This window comes from Actinomadura rubrisoli (assembly GCF_004349215.1).
Taxonomy (GTDB): domain Bacteria; phylum Actinomycetota; class Actinomycetes; order Streptosporangiales; family Streptosporangiaceae; genus Spirillospora; species Spirillospora rubrisoli.
Map to the genome: position 1 here is coordinate 1 of NZ_SMKU01000005.1, position 19,897 is coordinate 19,897.

Annotated in this window: 18 protein-coding genes, 2 tRNA genes and 2 pseudogenes; 12 read left to right on the forward strand and 10 right to left on the reverse strand. The window is 69.9% G+C overall.

The features are described from left to right. A partial coding sequence (locus tag E1298_RS02420; RefSeq protein ID WP_131889077.1) for a GNAT family N-acetyltransferase occupies positions 1 to 523 on the reverse strand: 523 nt, incomplete at its 3' end. Positions 524 to 1,231: 708 nt separating this feature from the next. On the opposite strand from E1298_RS02420, the gene E1298_RS02425 reads away from it, so the two are divergent. Then, positions 1,232 to 2,506, forward strand: a complete 1,275-nt coding sequence (locus E1298_RS02425) for a vanadium-dependent haloperoxidase (RefSeq protein ID WP_131889078.1) — start codon at positions 1,232 to 1,234, stop codon at positions 2,504 to 2,506. Between the two features lie 510 nt (positions 2,507 to 3,016). Here the strand turns inward: E1298_RS02425 and E1298_RS02430 are convergent. Continuing rightward, on the reverse strand, positions 3,017 to 3,424 hold the full coding sequence (locus E1298_RS02430) for a VOC family protein (RefSeq protein ID WP_131889079.1): 408 nt from the start codon (positions 3,422 to 3,424) through the stop codon (positions 3,017 to 3,019). 250 nt (positions 3,425 to 3,674) lie between these two features. On the opposite strand from E1298_RS02430, the pseudogene E1298_RS02435 reads away from it, so the two are divergent. Further along, positions 3,675 to 4,130 (forward strand): annotated as a pseudogene (locus E1298_RS02435) (transposase family protein); the annotation flags it as partial. Between the two features lie 1,246 nt (positions 4,131 to 5,376). On the opposite strand, the gene E1298_RS02445 reads toward E1298_RS02435, so the two are convergent. The 3 genes from E1298_RS02445 to E1298_RS02455 form a co-directional block, all read right to left on the reverse strand. Beyond that, positions 5,377 to 5,811 carry a YdeI/OmpD-associated family protein gene (locus E1298_RS02445; protein ID WP_165975265.1) on the reverse strand — a complete coding sequence of 145 codons (435 nt, stop codon included), beginning with the start codon at positions 5,809 to 5,811 and terminating at the stop codon, positions 5,377 to 5,379. Positions 5,812 to 5,838: 27 nt separating this feature from the next. Further along, positions 5,839 to 6,228: a VOC family protein gene (locus E1298_RS02450; RefSeq protein ID WP_131889080.1), complete on the reverse strand. Its 390-nt coding sequence runs from the start codon at positions 6,226 to 6,228 to the stop codon at positions 5,839 to 5,841. Between the two features lie 167 nt (positions 6,229 to 6,395). Then, entirely contained in the window at positions 6,396 to 6,809 is a 414-nt protein-coding gene (locus tag E1298_RS02455) for a VOC family protein (protein WP_131889081.1), read from the reverse strand. 137 nt (positions 6,810 to 6,946) lie between these two features. Here E1298_RS02455 and E1298_RS02460 point away from each other — a divergent pair, with 137 nt between their 5' ends. The 9 genes and pseudogenes from E1298_RS02460 (at position 6,947) to aac(3) (ending at position 14,040) form a co-directional block, all read left to right on the forward strand. Continuing rightward, positions 6,947 to 7,816, forward strand: coding sequence for a sigma-70 family RNA polymerase sigma factor (locus tag E1298_RS02460; protein ID WP_131889082.1), 870 nt, complete (start codon positions 6,947 to 6,949; stop codon positions 7,814 to 7,816). Then, positions 7,813 to 8,274 carry a VOC family protein gene (locus E1298_RS02465; protein ID WP_131889083.1) on the forward strand — a complete coding sequence of 154 codons (462 nt, stop codon included), beginning with the start codon at positions 7,813 to 7,815 and terminating at the stop codon, positions 8,272 to 8,274. Before E1298_RS02460 ends, E1298_RS02465 begins: the two co-directional genes overlap by 4 nt. Before the next feature lie 465 nt (positions 8,275 to 8,739). After that, positions 8,740 to 9,435, forward strand: coding sequence for a hypothetical protein (locus tag E1298_RS49240; RefSeq protein ID WP_207944388.1), 696 nt, complete (start codon positions 8,740 to 8,742; stop codon positions 9,433 to 9,435). Beyond that, positions 9,432 to 9,626 (forward strand): Tn3 family transposase, encoded by a 195-nt coding sequence (locus E1298_RS49245; protein ID WP_207944389.1) that lies wholly within the window; start codon positions 9,432 to 9,434, stop codon positions 9,624 to 9,626. Before E1298_RS49240 ends, E1298_RS49245 begins: the two co-directional genes overlap by 4 nt. 194 nt (positions 9,627 to 9,820) lie before the next feature. Next, positions 9,821 to 10,175 (forward strand): annotated as a pseudogene (locus E1298_RS49250) (Tn3 family transposase); the annotation flags it as partial. Between the two features lie 216 nt (positions 10,176 to 10,391). After that, positions 10,392 to 10,751 (forward strand): ArsR/SmtB family transcription factor, encoded by a 360-nt coding sequence (locus tag E1298_RS02480; protein ID WP_131889084.1) that lies wholly within the window; start codon positions 10,392 to 10,394, stop codon positions 10,749 to 10,751. 25 nt (positions 10,752 to 10,776) lie between these two features. After that, positions 10,777 to 11,253: an SRPBCC domain-containing protein gene (locus E1298_RS02485; RefSeq protein WP_131889085.1), complete on the forward strand. Its 477-nt coding sequence runs from the start codon at positions 10,777 to 10,779 to the stop codon at positions 11,251 to 11,253. Between the two features lie 735 nt (positions 11,254 to 11,988). Continuing rightward, positions 11,989 to 13,002, forward strand: a complete 1,014-nt coding sequence (locus tag E1298_RS02495) for an SMP-30/gluconolactonase/LRE family protein (protein WP_131889086.1) — start codon at positions 11,989 to 11,991, stop codon at positions 13,000 to 13,002. 174 nt (positions 13,003 to 13,176) lie between these two features. After that, complete coding sequence (gene aac(3) / locus E1298_RS02500) at positions 13,177 to 14,040, forward strand: aminoglycoside 3-N-acetyltransferase (RefSeq protein ID WP_131889087.1); 864 nt, start codon at positions 13,177 to 13,179, stop codon at positions 14,038 to 14,040. A 37-nt stretch (positions 14,041 to 14,077) separates the two neighbouring features. Here aac(3) and E1298_RS02505 read toward each other — a convergent pair. From E1298_RS02505 to E1298_RS02520, 4 genes are all read right to left on the reverse strand, one after another. Continuing rightward, positions 14,078 to 14,150 (reverse strand) — tRNA-Arg (locus E1298_RS02505). A 31-nt stretch (positions 14,151 to 14,181) separates the two neighbouring features. After that, positions 14,182 to 14,257, reverse strand: a tRNA-Cys gene (locus E1298_RS02510). A 230-nt stretch (positions 14,258 to 14,487) separates the two neighbouring features. After that, positions 14,488 to 15,468 carry an isopenicillin N synthase family dioxygenase gene (locus tag E1298_RS02515; RefSeq protein WP_131889088.1) on the reverse strand — a complete coding sequence of 327 codons (981 nt, stop codon included), beginning with the start codon at positions 15,466 to 15,468 and terminating at the stop codon, positions 14,488 to 14,490. 34 nt (positions 15,469 to 15,502) lie between these two features. Beyond that, the gene (locus E1298_RS02520) at positions 15,503 to 16,990 is read right to left on the reverse strand and encodes an MFS transporter (protein WP_131889089.1); all 1,488 of its coding nucleotides are present in this window, start codon (positions 16,988 to 16,990) and stop codon (positions 15,503 to 15,505) included. Between the two features lie 225 nt (positions 16,991 to 17,215). On the opposite strand from E1298_RS02520, the gene E1298_RS02525 reads away from it, so the two are divergent. Then, entirely contained in the window at positions 17,216 to 18,673 is a 1,458-nt protein-coding gene (locus E1298_RS02525; protein ID WP_131889090.1) for a benzaldehyde dehydrogenase, read from the forward strand. Between the two features lie 113 nt (positions 18,674 to 18,786). Here the strand turns inward: E1298_RS02525 and E1298_RS02530 are convergent, their stop codons facing one another. Next, complete coding sequence (locus E1298_RS02530; RefSeq protein ID WP_131889091.1) at positions 18,787 to 19,725, reverse strand: alpha/beta hydrolase fold domain-containing protein; 939 nt, start codon at positions 19,723 to 19,725, stop codon at positions 18,787 to 18,789. Positions 19,726 to 19,897: the final 172 nt, after the last annotated feature.

Here is a 19,897-nt window from a genome sequence, read left to right on the forward strand (position 1 = left end):
GCCACCCGCCCGCCCGCCAGCCGAGCAGGAGGCGCCAGTCGTTGGATCGCATCAGCCGACCGGCCGGAAACTCGAACTCGCACTCGCTCACGAACGCGAACCCGGCCTTGCGGCACACGGCGTTGGACGCCGGATTGTCCACCGACGGAAAGGCGTGCAGATACCGCCGCCCGCCCCGCGCGCGGGCCGCCGCGACGACCTCGCGAACGGCGGCGACGGCGAGCCCTCGTCCCTGGAACTCGGGCAGAACGCTCCAGCCGCTCTCGTAGATCGGCTCGTCCCGCCAAAGGCGCCCCCAGAACCCGACGGTCCCAATGGGCTCCCCCTCAGGCAGGGCCACCACGCGGTACATCTGCCCACCCATGGAGTCACCGCGCAGATAGCGCCGATGCCGCGCGAGCACCTGCTCCTCGCTCTCGGGCCCGCCAAGATGCTCCTTCATCTCAGGCACGTTGACGCGGCGCAACAGAGCAAGGCCGCACTCGTCCCACGGCTCGATCCGCACCCACCCCGATCCACTCATGCCCCCAATATGCCCTCCGCTCGGCTCCGTGTGACCGGATGAAAGGCACCTCTACGTGGCGACCAGCTCAGGGCAACGGGGTATGCCCTGAGCCCATCGTGGGCAGCGGGTCGGTCGAGAGACCGCTGTCCGGGCGCAGCCGAGGTTGATCTGGTTCCGCGGTTTCATAGGTGCGGCCGTCGGCGCAGGTGGTCAAGACAAAGCGCGACATGGCCCCGAACGCGACACATCGGCGCTGGACCTGCCGTGAGTGAGGCGCGGTGATGGTTATAGCGCCAGGCATAGCCAGTTGGCCCGCCAACGAATTCGAACGAGTCCTCTCCGAGAGAGCGGGCCTCCTCTGAAAGGCCCAGGCGCATGTCGGGATGTCGGCGCGCTTCCCGGTGCGCTCGACCCATGCCTGACCCCACAGGTCCCGCCCTCAACACCGGACCCGCCATCACCGATTGACCCTGATTGGTTGAGTTACGCGAATGGCCCATTCTGGCCTGTCGCTTCCCGATTGCCGAAGTCGCTGCGTGGATCACAGCAGCGCACCTAAGGCATGTTGCCTGAGCGCACTCGTCCAACTCCACTTCGAACGCGCCACCTTCGAGAATTCAGTGAGACCCCCTCATTGCCCAGGCTCCATTGTGGTTGGACACTGGTACTTCTTATGTGAGCCGGCACCGATCAGCCGATGGGGATACCGTGACGCATCGTGTTCGTATGTCTGGACAATTTCGCAGATTGCGGGCGCTGGCGGTCGTGGTCGCGCTCACCGTGACCGCTCCGGTGGCGTTGACGACCACCGCAGCGCAGGCCAGGCCGAGCGCCGGACCTAACGCCGTCATCACCTGGGACATCCACGCCCAGACCGCCATCTACGAGGTCGCCAGGCAGGCACCGACCACGACCGTCCGCAGCTTCGCGATAGTGCAGGGCGCCGTGTACGACGCGGTCAACGCGATCGCCGGCACCCCGTACGAGCCGTACTTGATCGCCCCCCGCAGCCGGCCCGGCGACTCGACCCCCGCGGCCGTCGCCACCGCGGCCTATCGTGTGCTCCTCTGGCTCTTCCCCGGCCAGGCCGACTCCCTGCGCGCGCAGTACCACGACTCCCTCGTCGCGATCCCCGACGGCCGCTCCAAGCGCGGCGGCATCGCCGTCGGCGAGGCCTCGGCCGCGGCCATGATCGATGCCCGCCGCGACGACGGCGCCTTCTCCGACGCGACCTGGCCCGTCGGCACCGCCCCGGGCCAGTGGCGGCCGACCCCGCCAGGTTTTCTCCAGATCGGAGCCTGGTTCGCCACCCTGGAGCCGTTCGTCATCCGTCCCGGCGACTACCGCACCCCGGGACCGCCTGCCCTCAGGAGCGCCGCCTACGCCCGCGACCTGAACGAGGTCAAGGCCCTCGGCTCGGCCACCAGCACGGTGCGTACGCCCGACCAGACCCAGGCCGCGACCTGGTGGGACGACCCGCGCCTGGTGGAGTGGTCGATCATCCGCCGGCTCGCCACGACCCACCGGCTCAGCACCCTTCAGACGGCCCGCATGTTCGCGATGGTCGACGTGTCCGCCGCCGACGCGCTGATCACCTGTTACAAGGAGAAGAAGTTCTGGCGCTTCTGGCGACCGGTGACGGCGATCCCGCTGGCCGACACCGACGGCAACCCGGCCACCCACGCCGATCCGGCCTGGACGCCGCTGCGGATCACCGCGCCGTCAGCGGAGTACCCGTCAGGCCACGCCTGCCTCACCTCGGCGATCACGACGGGCCTGCGCAAGTTCTACGGACGCGACGACGTCTCGTTCAGCGCCTACAGCGCCGACTCCGGCACGACCCGCCACTACGACAGCCTCTCCCAGGCCATGGCTGAGCTGGTCGAGGCCAGGATCTGGGCAGGAGTGCACTACCGCCGCGCCTCCGAGGACGGCAAACGGCTCGGCGCGGTCGTCGCCCACGACGTCCTCGACCACGCGTTCGGCCGCCGCGATCACTGACCCACCGGCGGCGCCCGTTCACCATCTGCACCGGCCAGCCCGGAGCACCCAGGAAGGGATCACCGACCCGCCAGACACCTATGCCCACACCTCTGCAAGCTGACCGGTCACACCGGCCTGGGTACCCTGCACAGCGGTGACCGGTGAGGCGTGGCCGAGGAGTTCCTGGACGGCCTCTACCGGGAAGCCAGCGTCCAGTAGCAGGGTGGCGGCGGTCGCGCAGCACGTGCGGGGGCAGCCCGGCCGGGTCGATGCCGACGGCGCGGGCGGCGCGGCGCAGCGCGGTGGTGAGCCGCCACCGGTCGAACGGGCGCCCGTCCTCGCGCATGATGATCAGCTCGGTGCCCGCCTTGCCCTCGGGGCGCGGGATCTTGGCGGGCTTCTCCCGAAGGCGTCCCCAGCCGCCACGTAGCTGGGTGAGTGCTCACGATTGCGGTTCGTGGGTCCCAAGGGGCCTGCCGCCCGCTGATCGGGTCTCGGCGAGGTGGGCGGCGAGTCGGCCACAAGCTCTTAGTAGGGAAACACCACCCCTTTGTCGGTCCACGTGACCCCTTTGTTGCGGCACAGGCAGAAGGGATGCCCGATCGGGTCGGTGTAGACCCGCCAGCCGTAGCCCTCGGGTCCGATGATGTCCTTCTGCAGTGTCGCGCCGAGTTCGACGACGCGGCGCTGTTCGGGCTCGATCTCGTCCACTTCGAAGTCGAGGTGGAACTGCTTGGGGTGTTCGCTGTCGGGCCAGCGCGGGGCGCGGTAGTTGTCCACCCGCTGGAAGGCCAGCTCGATCTCGCCGAAGGCGATGCCGGCCCAGTTGTCCTTGTCGTGGCTGTTCTTGATGGGGCGGCCTGTCACTGCGGCATAGAAGGCCGCCAGCTTCATCGGGTCCGGGCAGTCGATGATGAAATCCGTGAGTTGTAGCATCAGGCGATCTTGCCACAGGGGAAGAGGTAGCCGACATTGCGCAGCGCAGCGTCCAGTCGTCTAACGCGGGATTTACCCCTGGTCGGGGGGACGGGCGCGGTCAGGTGAAACCGCCGGCCCGCCGCACCTGGCTCCGCCCAGATGCCCCCTGGGAAGAGGCCAGGTGGTCCAGCTCGTTGGCCACGGCGAGGATGCCGGTGAGGTCGTCGGCGGGGTCCCGCAGGGGTTCAAGGTGTCGACGACGACGGCCTGGCGGTACGTCCAGGAGTGCGTGGCGCTGTTGTCGGCCCGCTCCCCCGAGCTGACGCGGGCACTGCAGAAGGCCCAAGAAGAAGGGGCTGCACCTGCTGGTCCTGGACGGCACCCTCATTCACACCGACCGCGTACGGGCCGTACTACTCGGCCAAGCACCACGTGCACGACATGAACGTGCAGGTCATCTCGCAGGGATCATCACCCTGGCCGACAAGGGCTCTCGGGGGGCCGACACCCCGGTCGTCGTCACGCCGTACAAGGGCAAGAACAAACCCGAGTCCCAGAAGCAGGCCAACCGCTCCTACGCCAGGCTCCGAGGACCAGGCGAACGAGCAAACGCTCAGCTCAAGTCATGGGAGGCGCTACGCAAGCTCCGCTGCAACCCCTGCAAGGCCGCCACCTGGTCAAGGCCATCGCCGTCCTGCAAAAACACGAAACCAGCCGACGATGAAAAAGGCTCACTGCAAGTTCTGACGCGTCACACGGATCGCCCGACCTGTATCAGGGATATCCCTGATTGACAGGCGTTTGCACCAGTCTCAACGCATGCCTGAAGTACCGGATTTCCACGATGTGCATGATCGCGAGTGGCCGTAGGGTACCGATGTCCTTATCCCTCAAGGTCACGGAGGTTGACGTGGATAGTCAACGATGGCTTCGCCGCGCTGCGGTCCTGGGCGCCTCAGGCGCACTGCTGGCCCCTCTGACTACCGGCACCTCATCGGCAGCCGGCGAACGCAGTGCCGGCCAATCCGGCCACCAGTTCGCCTACGCCTCGGCTCCGGCCGCTATGGTCACCTCTCGCGTCGCCACGTACCTTCCAGCGGCCACATCAGGCACTCCGGGTGAGCTACAGATACTCTCCGCCACAAAATGCAAGGGGAACGCCGGCAGTTCCGGCTCGACCTGTATCGACGTCAAGGGCCGCAGGCTCCATGTCGACAAGGTCCGTGCGCGATTCACCAGGCAACACCACCGCGGTTGCCTCAGGGCGCACATCGAGATCCGCAAGAGCCGGCTGCTGTGGGGCTACTCCGGAACGCACTGTGGGGGGAGGAGTAAATCGACAGGATGGCAATCAGTCAATTGGAACTTCCCAAACGGCTCGAAGGTCTGCTCCTGGTGGGAATACGGAAGGCGCTACAAGGCATGCGCCACCATTCACAGGTAGTAGCGGTAGTTCGTTAGCCTCGGCACCCAACGGCCCAGGGCGTGCCTCGCTGCCCTGGGCCGTTTAACGGGTACCGCCTGGTCGCGATGCCCCCGCTCCTGTTGGACGACGAGGAGGCCGTCGCGATCAGGCGCCGTCCAGGCCGGTCTGGGGGTGTGAAGGACCGCTCTTGAGGGATGCAGTCGGGTTCGGCTGCAGTGCTGGCAGGCGGATTGTCATTTCGTTGGGTGGGGTGTTCGGGTTTTCTATGGGGCGGGAGCCCGCAGGAGGTGGCGCCTGTCGGCGGGCCAGTTGGCCAGTGCGAAGATGCCCATGATGACGAGATGGGTCGGCGCTGCCCAGCTCTCCACCACTGGGTCGTGATTGACGATGTGGGTGGTGACCGCGCCGGTGAGCACGAACAAGGGCCTCGAACCAGTACAGGCCGGTCTTCAGGTGTTTCGACATCTGCGTCTCTTCCAGAGGTCGGGCAGGGTCGGGCCTCCGTGCGGCGATTGAATTGCCGACGGAGTCGTTCTTTCGGGTTTCAGCCTCGCAAGGTGGTGATGGCCTTCTCGATACGCCTTTGGCGCGTCTCGGGCTTTTTCGCGCTCTCGATGGCGCGTACGTGCTCGCGCTTGTGGCTGTGCGCGAGATCGTCGTAGGCGGCGCGGGCGGCCGGGTCGGCGTCGAGGGCCCGGGCGAAGTCCGCGGGCTCGACGACGACGCGCGGCTCGGTGTCGAGCTCCAGCTCGACCTCGACCTCGTCACCGATCGCGACGCCCGCGGCGGCCCGGTTGGCGTTGCTGAGGCCGAGGAGGTGACGGCCGCGCATGATCGCGACGCGGCTCGTCCAGGAATGCCCGTTGACGGTGATCGTCACCGGCGGCCGTGCGCCCGCGCCGAGCGCCTCCACCACCTCGGCCGGAACTTCCAGCCCCCGCATGGGCTCGGGTGGCTCGACGAGGGCGCGGAACTTCACGGGGTGCTCCTTGCCGATCGGTGCGGGTCATGAGGCATAGGTGGTGACCTTCCACAGGTAGCCATTCGGGTCGCTGAAGTAGCCGAAGTACCCGCCCCACGGAGCGGCGGCCGCCTCCTTGACCACGCTGCCGCCGGCGGCCACCGCGCTGTGCATCATCTCGTCCACGACCTCCCTGGAGTCGGGGTTGAAGTGGAATGAGGCGCCACGGAATCCGGATCCCTGCGCGGAGACGCCGGCGTCCTGGGCCGCTGCCTCCCATTCGTAGAGGGCCAGCCGCGAGGATCCCTCGCCCAGGCTGAACGAGACGAAATGGCGGGTGTCCTTGTCGATCTTGCAGCCCAGGTCCTCATAGAACTTCTTGGCGCGGGCCAGGTCCTTGACGCCGAGCATGATGGTGCTCACCTGCAGTGACACGGTTCTCTCCTGGTGATCTCGGTGTAGGTGCCGCCTGACCGGCCACTGCGGCGCGAGAGGCTCGTCCAGCAACGTGTGGTGGTTCGGCGTCGACACGAGCCCGTGCCGACGCCGAACCTCCTCGTGCACGCCGGTAGTGCCCGGCAGTGGCCGCCGCCCGACGACGGCTATTCCGCGTAGGGCTGGTCGGTTCCCTGGGCGCTGTAGCCGAGGCTCCAGATGTAGCCGTCCGGGTCTGCGAAGGTGCCGCCGTACCCGCCCCAGGGCAGGGCGCCGGCGGGCTTGAGGATCGTGGCGCCGGCCTTCTGGGCCTCGGCGATGATCTCGTCGACCCGCGCCTCGCTGCGGACGACGTAGGTGAGGACCAGTCCGCTGAAGCCGCTGCCTTCCGGGCTGGTGCCTACCTGATCGGCCAGGCCCTCGCGGCCGTAGAAGCCGACCGGCGAGGCTCCGTCCGATTCGAAGAACACCGAGATGCCGTAGTCGTCCTTGACCTTCCAGCCGAGCCCTTCGGTGTAGAACCGCTTGGACGCTTCCATGTCCTGGACGCCGAGGAGGATCGAGCTGACGTGCGCTTTCATGGCTTGTCTCCTTAGTGCTGAGGTGTTCGTGCCGCCTGAACCGGCAGGCCGGACAGCCAGGGCCGGGCCCGGCCGTCACATCGGCGTGGGTTCGCCGGTCAATCAGTAATGACCGGCTAGACGGAGGAATGTGACAGATGGTTGAGCAGGATTGGGTGGGCGAGCGGTTCGCCGAGCATCAGGACCGCTTGCACGCGGTGGCCTATCGGATGCTCGGCTCGTCCGGCGAGGCCGAGGACGCGGTGCAGGAGGCGTGGCTGCGGGTCAGCCGCGCCGACACCGGCCAGGTGGAGAACCCGGGAGGGTGGCTGACCACGATCGTCGCGCGGGTCTGCCTGAACATGCTTGAGGCACGCCGGAGCCGGCGTGAGGAGTCGGCCGGGGCGCTGCCGGCTGAGCCGCACGCGCAGCACGCGAGCGTCCGCCCGACCGGACAGGGCGGCCCTGAGGACGAGGCGCTGCTGGCCGATTCGGTCGGCGTCGCGCTGATGGTGGTACTGGACGCGCTGGCTCCGGCCGAGCGGCTCGCGTTCGTCCTGCACGACGTCTTCGCCCTGTCATTCGCCGAGATCGGCGCCATCATCGACCGCTCCCCGGCGGCGGCCCGGCAGCTCGCCAGCCGGGCCCGGCGCCGGGTGCAAGGAGCGGCGGGCGCATCCGATGCCGCGCGATCAGCGAAGCGGGAGATCGTCGAAGCCTTCCTGGCCGCCTCCCGCGGCGGGGATTTCGCCGCCCTCCTTGAGTTGCTCGATCCGGACGCCGTGGTCGGCGATCTCCGCGGCGGCCAGGAGGTGGCGGGCTTCTTCGCCGGACGAGCCCAGGCCGCCCGGCTCGCGCTGGTGGACGGCGTTCCGGCGGCCGTCTGGTCGCACCTGGGCCGTCCCAAGGCAGTCATCACCTTCACCGTCGACGACAAGATCACCCGGATCGATATCGACACCGATCCGGATCGGATCCGGGACCTCGACATCGTCATTCTTCCCGCCGACGACAAGGAGCGGCATTGACCCGCGCGGATCTCAAGCTCTCGTCGTTCGCTCTGACCGTCCACGACCTGGGCGAAGCGCTCGGCTTCTACCGTGACGTGCTCGGCTTCGAGGTGCGCGCCGCCGCAGATCTCGGGGGGACGCGGCGGGTGAGCGTAGGCCCGCCTTCGCGGCCGGACGTGCAGATCCTCCTCCAATCCCCCGGCGCGGACCCGGTCGTCTCGCCGGCCGACCGGCAGGCGATCGTCGACCTGATGGCCAAGAGCCTGCTGGGCTGTCTCGTCTTCGTGACCGACGACTGCGACGCCACCTTCGAGCACATCGAGGCCGCGGGCGCCGAGGTGATGCAGGAACCGATCAGCCGGCCCGACGACGTCCGTGACTGCGCCTTCCTCGATCCCTCCGGCAACATGCTGCGATTCACCCAGCCGCGGCAGGTGAACCGGGCACACGCCGCCCCGGACCCCCGGACACCCTGAACGCGGGCCGCGCCCGGACCCCGACGGCGGTCACCCCTGTGCCGTGGCGGACGGGGTCAGCGAGTTCCGAAACAAGAACCCGAAATGGCGCCCCCGGTCTGCGACCTGGGAGGAGCGTCTCGATCTTGTCCGGGGGCGGATGGTCTACGAGACCGCCGGACGAGAGGCCCGCTTTGGCCCCTGCGGGCTCTGGTGGCAGAGACTGAAGAAGCCTGCACCGGCTCGAAGGGGACGCCGCCGAGGACCCGCTCTGCCGGCCCCCACTGACCGAACATTCGCGCCGCCGGGGAGTCCGCGTCGCGCTGGCGACCGAAGGTTGTCGGCCCCTTGCGGTGCGACGAGTGGGCGCTTGTGCGCTCGTGATCCGTGCCGCGCGGGGACGGCCGCCGGACATGCGCAGGGCCGGGGTCAGCATCGCCACCGTCTTCCGGAACTTCGCCACCAAGCAGGACCTGATCGGGCCACTTGAAGAAGCTGACCGCCGAGGCGCTGAGCACCGCCGACAGCCATGACCCCGGCAGGTCACCGAGGCAACCGCCCCCTTCCGTGGGGCCCTGGACGGCGCGGGCGGTCGGCAGGTCGGGGAACTGTCTTCCGCCGCTGGCCGACAGCATGGAGGCGGTGTGGCAGCGGATCGAGGCGGTGGTGCCGCGCCGGGAGCCGGCCGCAGCGCTGGCGGCGATCGGCGAGCCGGCGCCGCCACTGGATTCCGACGCCGATGAGGCGTGGCGGGTTCAGCTGGTGACCCGATTCCCCACCGTGCGGCCGTTCCTGGAGCAGCTGACCACCGTGGTGCACTTCGGCGCCACCCCGCAGGGGCTGCCGGTGCTGAAAGCGCTGCAGTCGCTGCCGGGCCTGTCGGGCCGCAAGAAGGTCGCGCCCGGCGAGATCGACACCGGTCTGCCGGTCGGCTCGTGGCGGCGGCTGGTGCTGTCGCCGCCACATCTGGATGCCGGGACGGTCGGCTGGAAGGCCTACACCTTCTGCGTGCTGGAGCACTTCCACCGGATGCTGCGCCGCCGCGAGATCTTCGCGCGCAACTCCTCCAGATGGGGCGACCCGCGCGCCAAGCTGCTGGCCGCCCACGCCTGGGAGCAGGCCCGGCCCCAGGTGCTGGCCAGCCCGAGCCGGCCTCGCCGGCCGAACTGCGGACGGCGGTGAACGCGTTGCTGCCGCGGGTGGACCTGCCCGAGGTCCTGCTGGAGGTGTTCGCCTGGGCCGGCGCCGACACCGAGTTCACCTCGATCACCGGCGGCGAGGCCCGCCTGGCGGATTTGCACGTCACTATTGCCGCGCTGCTGGTCGCCCACGGTTGCAACATCGGCTACACCCCCGGTCATCGGGTCGGCTGAGGCCCTGACCCGTGATCGGCTCACGCACGTCGACCCGATGTATCTGCGGTTGGCCACCTACCGGGCGGCCAACGCCGCGCGACTCGCTGCACGTCTTGGACGTGCTGGACGACCGCGACGGCGGCCGCCGACCCGAGATGATCGTGACCGACACCTCTCGTCCTACAGCGGTCCGCGGCTACGACGTGATCCGGATGCTGTCACGCGACGGCCGCCCCACCCCGCTGGGTGATGCCATCGCGCACTACGGCCGCATCGCCAAGACCCTGCACATCCTGCGGATGGCCGACGAGCCCGGCTATCGCCACCAGATCAAGGCCCAGGCCGACCTGCAAGAAGGCCGCCACGCTCTGGCCCACAAGGTCTTCCACGGCCGCAACGGGCAGCTCTACCAGAACTACCACGAGGGCATGGAAGACCAGATCGGCGCGCTCGGCCCACCTGCGCGCTGGCGGGCTCGACGTGCGCGAGGAGGACGTGGCCCGGCTGTCGCCGTTCGTGCGGCACCACATCAACATGATGGGCCGCTACTCCTTCCAACTCCTTGAGCCCCACCTGCGGGCTCCGGCCGCTGAATCCCGCACCGTGAGGCCCATCGGCCCGGCGGCACCAACAATGAGGCACCGGCCAACGCCGCAACCACAGGTGCCGCCATGGGGCGTGGCATCAGCCGCCCACGAGACCGGCTTGCTGATCAGAACCCGTCCGGCCTGACAGTTAAGCGTGTACTTGACCATAGGGCTGCGCAGGGCAATACTTAAGTCTGTGGTTGAGCGTGCGGGTGTCGATGCCATCCTCCGAGGCTTGGCCGAGCCGACCCGCCGGGCGATCGTCGAACGGCTCGGGCGCGGACCCGCCACCGTCAGCGAGGTGGCCAAGCCGTTCGACATCACCCTCGCGGCGGTGGTGCAGCACCTGCAGGTCCTGGAGGAGTGCGGACTGATCCGCACCGAGAAGGTCGGACGGGTGCGGACCTGCCGCCTGGAACCCGGCGGCCTGGAGGCGCTCGCCGACTGGATCGCCGCGCGCCGGACGCCGGCCGAACGCCGGCTCGACCGTCTCGGCGAGGTCCTCGCCCGTGGCGGCCGCCCGGAGGGCCCCCGGCAGACCGATGAACAGCCCTGACAGCCGAACAGAAAGGCAGACCATAATGAGCGAGAACGTCGTCGCGACCCCGCCGGTCGCACACAGCACCGTCAGCCTGGCGCGGACCTATCCCGTACCGCCCGCCCGCGTGTTCGCGGCGTTCGCCAACGAGGCGACCAAACGCCGCTGGTCACTGGAACTGGACGGTATGCACGTCGATGAGTTCGCCATGGACTTCCGCGTCGGCGGGACGGAGACCGCAAGGTTCCGTGTCGGCAACGGCCCCCGGGTGCACACCGAGACGGTCTTCCAGGACATCGTCCCCGACACGCGCGTCGTGTTCGCCTACCGGATGGCCATGGACGGCACACCGACGTCGGCCGCCCTGACAACCGTCCAGATCGCCCCGGCCGGAGACGGCGCGATCCTCACCTACACCGAACAGAGCGCCTACTTCCACCAGGGTCACTCCGCCGAGCTCGCCGAGGAGGGATGCGCGGTCCTGCTGGCCAGCCTCGGCGACGTACTCGCGGCGACCTGACGCGCCCGGGGCATCAGGCCCCCGGCGCGGCCCCGCGTTCTCGCATCCGCCGACGAGCGGGTAACGATCCAGGGTCACGGCCGGACCGGCTACCTGGACTCCACCGACCAGCAGGCAGCGGCCAGAGGGCGCTGACATCAGCATCAGCAGGCTCGCGCCGCCCTCGCCCAGATGGGTCAGTGCCGAATACCGAAACTCGTGCGGATCCCACCCGGCGCGGTATGCGCGTCCAGCAGCGCACGAGCCTGCCCCCAGAGAGCCGAGCGCACCCGGTGTCGGGACAGACATCACGCGGCCCGAGCACCTTGCCCGGCCCCGGCGGTGAGTGATGAACACCGGGCCGCGGGAGCGGCCCTTGAGCAGGCGTCAACGCCTACTTTGCGGCTCGCCGTGGCTTCAGGAACTCCAGGACGACGTGATCGAGGTGCGGCCTCGTCTGGAAGTCTGTCCGACATCGGACAATGTACGTACTACGTAGACACTGAACGGACCGTCTACTTAGCCTGCCTCGTAGGGAACCCTTTGCTTGCTACAAGTCTTGAACATCGTGTCCGGAGGGACGGAGGGAGCGGTAATGCGCTCGATGTGCCGCCGTCATGCCTGGGAGGCAACCCCTTCGGCCGGACACGTTCGCCGTGCTCGATGCTCACGCCGAGGCCGTCGGCGCGTTGCTTCCTCATCGGCGCGTACCGCCGCCGCTCTTGAAGCCGGCGTCCAATAATTCTCCTGGAAAAGGTGACCATGTACCGCGCAGCTCGACGCTATTCCATCGTTGTCGCGACTCTTGCCGCACCGCTGCTCCTCGGCTCCGCCGCGCAGGCGGCGGGGTCCACCGCGGACGGGCGGGTCCGGATCTCCACGGCGTACGAACTTCCTGGTGACCGGGTCTATCCGGAAGGAATCGCCGCCGATCCGTCCACCGGCGATCTCTATATCGGGTCGTACGAGGGCGGCGCGGTCTTCAAGGCCACGCCCGGGCAGCGGGTCGCCAAGGAGTTCCTGCCCGCGCGCGGGGACGGGCGCTCGCAGGCTCTCGGGCTGGAGGTCGACCGGGCCAGGCGCCTGTGGGTGGTGGACCGCCTCACCGGGGTCGCGGTGTACGACATCCCCAGCCAGCGCCTGCTGGCCCGGTTCACCGTTACCGGCCAAGGGGCACGCCTGGTCAACGACATGGCCATCACGCCGGACGGCACCGCCTACATCACCGACAGCCGGCGGACCGTGGTCTACCGCGTCACGCCCGCAGAGCTTGCGAAGGCCAGTGAGCAAGGCGGTGAGACACCGCTTACGCCCGCTTTCGATTTGACCACGGTCGTGGAGCCGCATGGGCCCGACACGATCACCCTCAACGGAATCGTCGCCGAGCCGTCGGGACGCTACCTGCTGACGGTGGACATGACCGGCGGCGACCTTTACCGCATCGGCCTGCCCTCCGGCACGATCGACAAGGTGGCCCTGCACGGAGGAGACATTGCTACCGGCGACGGCATGGAACTGCAGAATGGCACGTTGTGGGCGGCCCACCCCATCAAGGACGCCAACGCGATCAGCCGGTGGCGTATCGGCTCGGACGGCCGGACGGCCCGGATGACCCGGCGGATCACCGACCAGGCGTTGCAGACCCCGACGACCCTGCTGCGAAAGCACGGCAGGCTGTACGTGGTCCGCTCCCAGTTCGACAAGGGCGGCCCCACGGGACCGGGCATCCCGCAGCTTCCCTTCACCATCGCCTCCGTACGCGGCATCTGACCTAACGACCCGCTCCTCCGTTCCGCCACCCAGCCGACGCCGACTGTCGCTGGGTGGCGCGCCGGAAGTGCGGCGGCACCCCGCCGACGACACGGTCGGCTTCGCGGAGGGACGGCTCAGGGATAGATCAAAAAGTGTTTGGCCGGTCGCGGGGGCTGCGCCTACCTTTTGATCATGGATGAGCTAGACCTCCTCAAGCGCTCCGATGGTCCGGTCACCCGCGGCAGGCTCGGCCGTGAGCTGGACGAACTGGGCCTGACCAAGGGTGACATCGTGATGTTCCACACCCGGATGTCGGCGCTGGGGTACGTCGCCGGTGGCCCGCAGACGATCATCAACGCGCTGCGGGACACCGTCGGCGCGGAGGGCACCTTGATGGTCACCTGCGGCTGGAACGACGCCCCGCCCTACGACTTCACCGACTGGCCCGAGGACTGGCAGGCCGCCCTGCGCGCCGAGCACCCCGCCTACGACCCGCAGGTCAGTGAGGCCGACCACAACAACGGCCGGCTGCCGGAGGCCCTGCGCCGCTGCCCGGGTGCGGTGCGCAGCCGCCACCCCGACGCCGGCTTCGCCGCCCTCGGCCCGGCGGCCCACGTCCTGATGGATGATCACCCGTGGGACGACCCGCACGGTCCCGGCAGTCCTCTGGCCCGCCTGGTCGCCAGGGGCGGCCGGGTGCTGCTGCTGGGCGCGCCGCTGGACACTCTGACCCTCCTGCACCACGCGGAGGCCCTCGCCAAGGCGCCGGGGAAGCGGTTCGTCGACTACCAGCAGCCCATCACCGTGGACGGCGAGCGCGTCTGGCGGCGTTTCCACGACATCGACTCCGAGGACGGCGCCTTCGACTACAGCGCCGTCGTGCCGCAGGGGCAAGAGCCCTTCGAGGTCATCGCCCGGGACATGCTCGCCGCCGGGCACGGACGACAAGGCCGGGTCGGCGCCGGCACCAGCTACCTGTTCGAGGCGGCCGACGTCGTGGACTTCGGCGTCAACTGGATCGAGAGCAAACTCGCGGGACCGGCGGGCGACGGCTAGGGCGCGCTCCTTAGAGGAGCAGGCCGCCGGTGCCGGGTCTCCTCGGCAGGGATCGAACCTGCGATTTCCGGCTTCGGAGGCCGGCGCTCTTTCCGCTGAGCTACGAGGAGGGGCCCCGCCCCCGGGTGACGAGGGGCGGGGTGGAGACGCTGGTGGGATTCGAACCCACGTCGGACGGTTTTGCAGACCGTTGCCTGAACCACTCGGCTACAGCGCCCGGGGCCCGTGAAGACAAAGGCCGCCATTCCGGTTCCGGAAGGCGGCCATCGCGTGTGCGCTCACGCGGATGTCACGGGGCCGCCCGCCGGTGTCGGGCACAGGTGCCGTGGCAACAGTGCTGGTCCATGGCCCGCTCCCTCCGGTGGTCGGCGTCTGCTGATCAGTGTGCCCGGACGCCCGGACGGTTTCAACAGGTTTCCGTCGATCCACCCCGGCGCATGTCAGGCGTTACGAGAACGTCTTCTGCATCTTGTCCGAGATCCATTGCCCGGCCGTCAGGGCGTCCGGCCGCTGGTGCCCCGCGCTGATCGGTTCGATGGAGGTGTCGTGGTTGGGCAGGTAGAAGAACGGGTTGGAGAGGCGGGAGGAGGTGTTTCCGCGCTCGGGATTGACCACTCGGTGCATGGTCGACACCCAGTGCTCGTTCGTCCACAGGGCCATCAGGTCACCGATGTTGACCACGAAGCTGCCCGGGATGGCCGGGACGTCCCGCCAATCGTCTCCCCCTTGGAGGACCTGGAGGCCGCCGAGATCGTCCTCCTGGTAGAGGACGGCCAGGCTGCCCCAGTCGGTGTGCGCGCCCCTCCGCATCTGCCCGGGCAAAGGCGCCTCGACCTGAGGGTAGTAGTAGTTGGCGGTGAGTGACGATACGTGGTTGTCGAACTTGTCGGCGAAGAAGTCCTCGTCGAGGGTGAGCGCGAGCGCGAACAAGCGCATGATGTCCTCGGACAACGCCGTCATGACGTTCATGTACTCGTGCCAGGTCTCCCTGAAGCCGGCAGGTGCGTCCGGCCAGATGTTGGCCAGTTTCCACGAGGCCCAGTAGTCGCCGAGCTTCGCGCGTTCCGCGTCGCTCAACTCCCCCGTCACATGTGCCGCGAAGACTTCGCAGAGGTCAGGGGGCGTCTTGCCGCCGAGGCTCTGGGCGGTCGCTCCCCCGAATCGGCGGAACCCGGATACGCCTGGACGGTTCGCCACCAGGTCCTTTTGGGCTTCGGGCAGTTTGAAGAAGGTGTTCGTCGTCATGTACATGCGAGCGACGAGTTCCTGCGGCACTCCGTGGCCCACAATGGTGAAGAAGCCCGAGGTCTTGCACGCCCTGTCGATGGCCTCGGCGATGGCGGCGCGTCCTTGCGTGCTGTCCCTGGACGATAGGTCGATGACCGGCACGAAGCCATCGACGATCACGGTCGCCTGCTGGTGGACCATTGTCCGTTTCCCTTCTTGTACGACGAGACCGGTCTTATGCGAGAGGTGCGGTCTCTGGTTCTTTCTCTCGTCCCGCGGATGCCGGCGCGGTGCGGGTCTTGGTCAGGTACGCGGCGATGGCCGCCGCGGCGAGGAGGATCGCGAAGGCGACCGCCAGGGCGGTGGTGTAGCCGTGCACGGTGGCCGCGGTCGGCGCGGGGTGTGCGGTCTTGGACAGGTAGGAGGCGGTCGCGGTCGCGGCGACCGTGTTGAGCAGGGCCGTTCCGAGCGCGGCGCCGAGCTGCTGGGAGGCGTTGTAGGCCGCCGACGCGGCGCCGATGTCCTGCCAGGGCATGTTCGCGGTGGCCAGGCTGGCGGTCGGGGGCATGACGCAGCCCAGGCCGAGGCCGGTGAGGATCAGCGCGGGCGCCAGGTACAGCGGCAGGACGTGCTCGCTGCCCGCGGTGAGCCGGGTGAGCAGGAGCATCCCGGCCGCGGCGGCGAGCAGGCCGGGGACGATGAGCGCCGCGGGCGGTACGCGACCGTGCAGCTTGCCGGCGATGAGGGTGGCGCCGACCAGCGCGGCGACGGCGTTGATGATCAGTGTCAGGCCCGCCTCGACCGGTGAGTAGCCGAGGACCGTCTGCGTGTAGTAGCTCATGAACAGGTAGAAGCCGAACATCGCGACGAACATCAGGGTGATCGAGATGAGCGCCCCGCCGCGGGCCCGGTGCAGGAGGATCCGCATCGGCAGCAGCGGGTCGGCGGCCCTCAGCTCGACGGCGACGAAGGCGGCCAGGAGCAGCAGCCCGCCGATCAGCAGGGCCAGCACCCTGGCCGAGCCCCACCCGTGCGGTTCGGCCTGGTTGAAGGCGTAGACGACGGCGGCGAAGCCCGCGGCGCTGAGCAGCGCTCCCCCGATGTCCAGCCGTCCGCCGCCGCGTCCCGGACGGTCGGGCGCCACCAGAGCGGTGCCGAGGACGGCCAGCAGCGCGATCGGGACATTGATGTACAGGCACCAGCGCCAGCTGGCGTACTGGGTGAGCAGCCCGCCCGCGACCAGCCCGACGGCCGATCCGGCGGCGCCGACCGCGGCGAACACCCCGAACGCGCGGCCGCGTTCGCGGTTCTCGGTGAAGTGGGTCGTCAGCAGCGACAGCCCGGCGGGGGCGAGCGCCGCGGCGAACACCCCCTGCATGGCCCGTGCCGCGAAGAGCATGCCGGGATTGGCGGCGGCGCCGCCCAGCGCGGACGCGGCGGCGAAGCCGACCAGCCCGATGGTGAAGGTGCGGCGGTGGCCGAGCGCGCCGCTTACTCTGCCGCCGATCAGCAGCAGCCCGCCGAACGCCAGCGCGTAGGCGGTGATCGCCCACTGCCGGCTGGCGTCGGACATGCCGAGCGCCTGCTGCGCGGAGGGCAGCGAGATGTTCACGATCGTCCCGTCCAGGACGACCAGCAGCTGTGCAGCGCTCACCACCGCGAGCGCCCACCACCGCCGGCCAGAGCGTTCTTCGGTCTTCCCTGCGGACTCGTCTTCGTTCATGTCTTCAAGCGTTCCGTTGAAGTCGTGCCGGAGACTTTCCGGCGCCTGCGGCCGATCGATCAGGGTCGGCGGGCGCGGAACCTTCAACCTGCGGTCGAACCCGGCGATTCAAGGGATTTCCATTCAGTGGAAAGCTGATGTTCCCCTGGCGGCGTGACATGGTGAGGCTTGGGCAGGGGGCCCGTGACCACCCTGCGGGTCTCGGGGAGTAGCTGAGGAGGAACGGTGGCGTTGCTCGATTCCGGCGTGTGGACCGGGAAGATCTTCGATGGCGGCTGGAGCGCCGGCTCGGGCGGCGTGTACGACGTCGTCGAGCCCGCGACCGGCGGCACGCTCGGCGTCCTCGGGCAGGCGGACGGCGCGGACGTGGCCCGGTCGGCGGCGGCGGCCGCGGCGGCGCAGCGGGAGTGGGCCGCCCGCCCCTACGAGGAGCGCGCCGCGATCCTGCGGCGGGCCGGGCGGCTGTTCGAGGACCACGCGGAGGAGATCCAGGGCTGGATCGTCCGGGAGGCCGGCTCGATCCCGCCGAAGGCGGAGCTGGAGGCGCATTTCGTCGCGAACCTGTGCTACGAGGCGGCGGCGCTGGCCTCGCATCCGCAGGGCCTGGTCCTACCGTCCGCGCAGCCGCGCTGGAGCCTGGCGCGGCACCGCCCCGCCGGGGTCGTGAGCGTGATCGCGCCGTTCAACTTCCCGCTGATCCTGTCCATGCGGTCGGTGGCCCCGGCGCTGGCGCTCGGCAACGCGGTGCTGCTCAAGCCGGACCCGCGCACGGCGGTCTGCGGCGGCGTGGCGGTGGCGCGGGTGTTCCAGGAGGCGGGTCTTCCGGAGGGCCTGCTGCACATGCTCCCCGGCGGGCTGGAGGCGGGCGAGGCCGTCGTGGCGGCGCCGGAGGTGCGGGTGGTGTCGTTCACTGGCTCCACCGCCGCCGGACGCAAGATCGGCGAGGTGTGCGGGCGGCTGCTCAAGCGCGTGCACCTGGAGCTGGGCGGCAACAACGCGCTGATCGTCCTGCCCGGCGCGGACGTGTCCAAGGCCGTGTCGGCGGGCGCGTGGGGATCGTTCCTGCACCAGGGGCAGATCTGCATGACGACCGGGCGGCACCTCGTCCACCAGAGCCTGCACGAGGAGTACGTCGCGGCGCTCGCGGACAAGGCCGACAAGCTGCCCGTGGGCGACCCGGCGGCCGGGCCGGTCGCGCTCGGCCCGATCATCGACGAGCGGCAGCTCGCGCATGTGGACGAGCTGGTGCGCGGAACGGTCGCGGCGGGCGCGCGGCTGGCGGCGGGCGGGACCCACGAGGGCCTGTTCTACCGTCCGACGGTGCTCGCCGGGGTCACCCCGACGATGCCCGCGTACGCGCAGGAGGTGTTCGGGCCCGTCGCGCCGGTCGTGCCGTTCGCCACGGCCGAGGACGCGGTCAGGCTGGCCGCCGACAGCGAGTACGGGCTCTCGCTCGGCATCCTGGGCGACGTCGGCCAGGCGATGAAGATCGCCGACGCGGTCCCGACCGGGCTGGTCCACATCAACGACCAGACGGTGAACGACGAGCCGGTCGTCCCGTTCGGCGGGCTCGCGGCCTCGGGGAACGGGTCGCGGTTCGGCGGACCGGCCGCCAACATCGAGGCGTTCACCGAGACGCAGTGGGTGACGATGCGCGGCGAGATCGCTCCGCACCCGTTCTGACCGGACTCCGGGGAGGACCGGCCGTACCCGGTCCTCCCCGGTCGTCGACCGTCCCCGACCAGGCGCGGGCCACGCGGCGGGGACGTCCTAGACCGTGGCCTGTAGGGCTTGGGTCAGCCTCCGGCGAGGGCGGCGCGGACGGCCGCGCCGATCTCGGCGACGGCCTCGGCGGGACGGCGCGCGAACGAGCTCCAGCCGAGGAAGCCGTGGTCCAGGCCCGTCCCGGTGATGAGCGTGACCGGGAGCCCGGCCGCGCGCAGGCGGGCCGCGTGCTCCTCCGCCTGCGGGCGCAGCCGGTCGTACTCCGCCGTCGCGATCACCGTGGGGGGCAGCCCGCGCGGGTCCGGATCCAGCAGCGGCGACACGTCCGGCCGGGTGCGGTCGACGCCGCGCAGGTACACCTCCAGGACGCGCCTGATCCCGGACGGCGGAAGCTCCAGCGCGTCGGGGTCGGGCGGGTCAGGCGGCTCTTCTCGCAGGTCGAGCGCCGGGTAGAGGAGTACCTGGAGCGCCGGGCGCGCGGGGTCCGGGGCGCGCAGGAGGGACGCGGCGGCCGCGGCGAGCTGCCCGCCCGCGCTGTCGCCCGCGACCCCGAGGCGCGCCGGGTCCAGGCCGAGCCCGGCCGCGTGCGCCGCGACCCAGCGGACGGCGGCGACGGCGTCGTCCAGCGCCGCCGGGAACAGGTCCTCGGGCGGCCGCCGGTAGTCCACCGACACCCAGGCGACACCGCTCGCCACCGCCAGCGCCCGGACGACCGGGTCGTAGCACTCCACATCGCCGAGCGCCCAGCCGCCGCCGTGGAAGTACACCAGCCCCGGGACCGGATCGTCCCCGCCGGGCCGGTACAGGCGGGCCGCCAGCGGCCCGGCGGGGCCGTCCACGACCAGGTCCTGGACCACATCGACGGGCGGACGCGGGGACCGCGCGAGATCGGCGGCGTGCTCGCGGCGCGCGTCCTCGATCGTGCGGCGCCGGCCCGCAGGAGCGGGCTCGGCGGACCCCTCGGCCAGGCGGCGGCGCATGAACGCCAGATACTCGGGATCGCGGCCCATGACTCCCCCGGACGGCAGGCGGGCGAACGTCCGCCAGCCTACGGCGCCCGGAAATCCTTTTGGAGGTCGCGGACGGTCGCCGTATGCTCAGCCTCATGGCCGGTTTCATAGAGAGCGCGGTCCAGGGGACCGCCCATGCCGCCGCCTACATTCGGCTGCGTGAGCGTCGCCC